Genomic DNA, 3,545 nt, shown 5'->3' with positions numbered 1-3,545 from the left:
GCTTCTCATATATGAAAAAGCAGGTGGCAGTATGAGAGATGCCATATCCATATTTGAAAAACTTATTTCAAGCTGTTATGGAGAGAGTATCACAGTAGAAAAAAGTCAGAGGATTTTGGGAGTTATTCCAGAGCAACAGCTGATGGAATTTCTTCAAATAGCAAGGGAAGAGAACAGCCAAAAGGGGATAAAGTTTTTGGATAACCTGTGGAATGACTCGGTAAATGTAGAAAGTTTCTTTAGGGATCTGGCTAAGTTATCAAAAAATCTCATGATAAAGGGTGAGTTGACTCCAGAAGAAGGGATGCCTATTATAGGGGCAATATATGATGTAATAACAAGATTTAAATATGAAGAGGACAAGCGGCTTCTCGGATACGTCATTCTTCATAAGCTTTCTGGAGAGGCACATCTTCCCAGAACTGTCTACAGGGAAGAAAAGGTAAAATACATTCCTGAGGTGAGAGAGAGCCAGCCAAAAGAAACTGTTAAAAAATCGGAAGCCAGTACTGAAATAAGGGTGTCTATTGATGATGTGAAAAGATCATGGAACGAGGCTGTAAAAAGAGCTAAAAATGAAAAAATAACCATAGCAGCACTTCTTGCAGGTGCTTTTCCAACCAAAGTTTTAAATGATACTCTCTATGTGGGTTTTTATCCTGAAAATAGATTCTCCAGGGATAAAATGGAAGAGGTTCAATACAGCGGGATATTTCTAAATTCCATGCGGGAACTTACCCATCCAGATCTGAAAATAGTATATGAGATAGTGGGAGAAAAGAATAAAAAAACAGAAACCGGAAAATCCTTTTCTGATAAAATAATAGAGTTTTTTGATGGTGAACTCCTGTAAACCTTTTATATAAAGGGTTCTGTAAGAGAAACATGATGGTAACCGAAGTTAACAAAATCAAGAAATTATGTTATAATGATTTAAAGTATTTTTATATGTTGAGTTTTCAGGTAACTTATTATTTTTTTGAAAGGAGTTAAAGATGATAATAGCAGCAATTAATATTTTCGGATTGTTTTTGGTAGCCCTTATGGTTCCGTTTCTGTCTTTTTTACTTCCGGTGTATAAAATAAAAAAGATGCGTACCATGAATATTAAATCTAGGTTGGTTGCTAACTTTCTGGCTATGGCAGCTATAGGAATATTTGATATAAGTCTTTTACTGGCCTATATAGGAGTGTTTCTAGTAATAGAGATCTTATACTATTATTTTGAAAAATTTAAACCGACCATGGCAATATTTGACAGGATTTTTATATCTACCTCAATAATAACCGCTCTTGCTCTGGTATTTTCATTAATAGTGGTGAAAGATTCAGCTGTAATTATGGAGGCTAACAAAAATCTCTACACAGAAGTACTGAAAATGGATCCGAAGCAGACAGAGGAAGTCTTTAAATATATTTCAAATAACTCTCTGTTTATAATGTTCATATACTCTTTCATGTGCAACTATTTCACTTATTTCAATTTGAATTCAAAGACGTATGGGATATGGGGAGTTTCATATAAATGGACCCTTATCTATATAGTTACATTTTTTTCTACAAAGTTTATGGGATCAGAAAATTTTTATCTTAATAATCTTCTGAATATAAGCAAACTAATGTATATGATATTTGGAATAAAGGTAATTTACTCAATGTTCGGAAAAAAGTTCAGTATAAAAGGACTTACTAAAATTTTGGCAGTTCTTACGGCGGCAATGTTTCCAACTGCAGTCTTTATAATAGGAGCTGTAAAAAGTTTTGATGTAATAAAAATAAATATTGAAAAAAAATAGAATTTGGGGGAGTTTATAATGTCGAAGATCAAAGTTATTCTTACACAAGACGTAGCAGGACAAGGTAGAAAAGGTGAGATAGTAAGCGTATCTGAGGGATATGCAAAAAACTTTCTTTTGAAAAATAATAAAGCTATAATTGCAACAGATGAAGAGCTTAAAAAACTTGAAAACAAAAGGCTGAAAGCAGAAAAGAAATTGGCTGAAGAAAAATCAAAAGCTGAAGAGGTAAAGAAGTTTATAGAAGAGAAGGTACTGACAATGGAAGTCAAGGCCGGAGAAAATGGTAAGATATTCGGTTCAGTTACGACTAAGGAGATTTCAGCAGCTATTGAAAAAGATTTCGGTCTCACTATAGACAAGAAAAAAATAGATGCAAATATAAAGACTACAGGCGAGCATATAGTTACTCTTAAACTGCATAGTGATGTAAAAGCAGAACTAAAATTGGTGGCTAAAGGATAAAGGAGTATAATCTATGCATGATTTAGATAAATTGAGAAAAGTTCCCAGCAGTCTAGAGGCTGAAAAGTCTATTCTAGGGGGGATACTTTTAAAACCAGATGCATTGGGCGATGTGGTAGAGGTACTTTCTCCAAGTGATTTTTACAAGGCGGCACATAGAAATATCTATGAAGCTATGATATCAGCTTATAACAATGGGGAAGTTATCGACCCCATTGTTTTAATTGATAAGTTGAAAAAACAGGAGAAATTTGATGAAAGTGGCGGAAATGCAATAATCTATGAGATTATAGAGGAAGTTCCCACTGCTGCTAATATACTTAGCTATGCAAGGATAGTAAAAGAAAAAGCTATTTTGAGAAAACTCGGAGATGTGGGAACAAAAATAGTAGAGATGACCTATGAGGGCTACGAAGATGCAGATGCTATTTTGGATAAGGCTGAGGGGATGATATTTAAAATATCTGAAACCAAAGAATCTAAAGATGTAGTAGGAATCAGTCATATTCTGGGAGAAGAATTTGAAAGACTGGAAAACCTTCAAAATAACAGAGGAGCAACCATAGGGATATCTTCTGGATTTAAGCATTTTGACGATATGACAAGTGGATTTCATCCGTCTGACCTGGTTATAATAGCGGCCAGACCTTCCATGGGAAAAACTGCCTTTGTTCTTAATCTGGCTTTAAATGCAGTAAAAAACGGGGATAACGGAGTCCTGATATTCAGTCTGGAGATGTCTAATTCTCAGCTTTTACAGAGACTTCTGGCTGTGGAAGGAAGCCTCCCACTTCAGAAAATAAGAAATGGATTTTTAAACGATGAAGAGTGGGGAAGACTGGGGATAGCAAGTGCCAAGCTGGCAAATTCAAAGATTCATATAGCAGATACCCCTAACGTATCAGTTCTTGAGATAAGAGCCATGGCAAGAAGACTAAAGGCGGCAGGAAAGCTGGACATGATTCTGGTGGATTATCTGCAACTAATAAGTGGTTCTGGTGGAAAGAATGACAGCAGGCAGCAGGAGATCTCAGATATATCAAGGGCATTAAAAGGAATTGCAAGAGAGCTGAATGTACCTGTAATAGCACTGTCACAGCTTTCACGTGCACCGGAACAAAGAGCAGACAGAAGACCAATACTATCAGACCTTCGTGAATCTGGTGCAATCGAGCAAGACGCGGATATTATTTCATTCGTCTATCGTGATGAAGTATACAGCCCTGATACCGATCAAAAAGGCATTGGAGAGATTATTATTGGCAAGCATCGCAACGGAGAATT

The 3,545-nt window shown here is 35.8% G+C and carries 3 protein-coding genes and 1 pseudogene; all 4 read left to right on the top strand.

Annotated elements, in window-relative coordinates:
- Positions 1 to 853: pseudogene (locus tag ABZA26_RS10485) on the top strand (DNA polymerase III subunit gamma/tau); the annotation flags it as partial.
- 142 nt (positions 854 to 995) lie between these two features.
- Entirely contained in the window at positions 996 to 1,796 is an 801-nt protein-coding gene (locus tag ABZA26_RS10480; protein WP_372714474.1) for a hypothetical protein, read from the top strand.
- 18 nt (positions 1,797 to 1,814) lie between these two features.
- Positions 1,815 to 2,261: a 50S ribosomal protein L9 gene (rplI, locus tag ABZA26_RS10475; RefSeq protein ID WP_372714473.1), complete on the top strand. Its 447-nt coding sequence runs from the start codon at positions 1,815 to 1,817 to the stop codon at positions 2,259 to 2,261.
- 13 nt (positions 2,262 to 2,274) lie between these two features.
- Positions 2,275 to 3,545: replicative DNA helicase (gene dnaB / locus ABZA26_RS10470; RefSeq protein WP_372714472.1), on the top strand; the 1,271-nt coding region annotated here is incomplete at its 3' end.

This window comes from Ilyobacter sp., assembly GCF_041583315.1.
Taxonomy (GTDB): domain Bacteria; phylum Fusobacteriota; class Fusobacteriia; order Fusobacteriales; family Fusobacteriaceae; genus Ilyobacter.
This window is presented reverse-complemented; position numbering and strand designations above follow the sequence as displayed.

Excerpts from the sequence above, each read along its gene's own strand:
- ABZA26_RS10480 (WP_372714474.1), top strand. The coding sequence starts at position 996 with ATGATAATAGCAGCAATTAATATTTTCGGATTGTTTTTGGTAGCCCTT.
- rplI (WP_372714473.1), top strand. The coding sequence starts at position 1,815 with ATGTCGAAGATCAAAGTTATTCTTACACAAGACGTAGCAGGACAAGGT.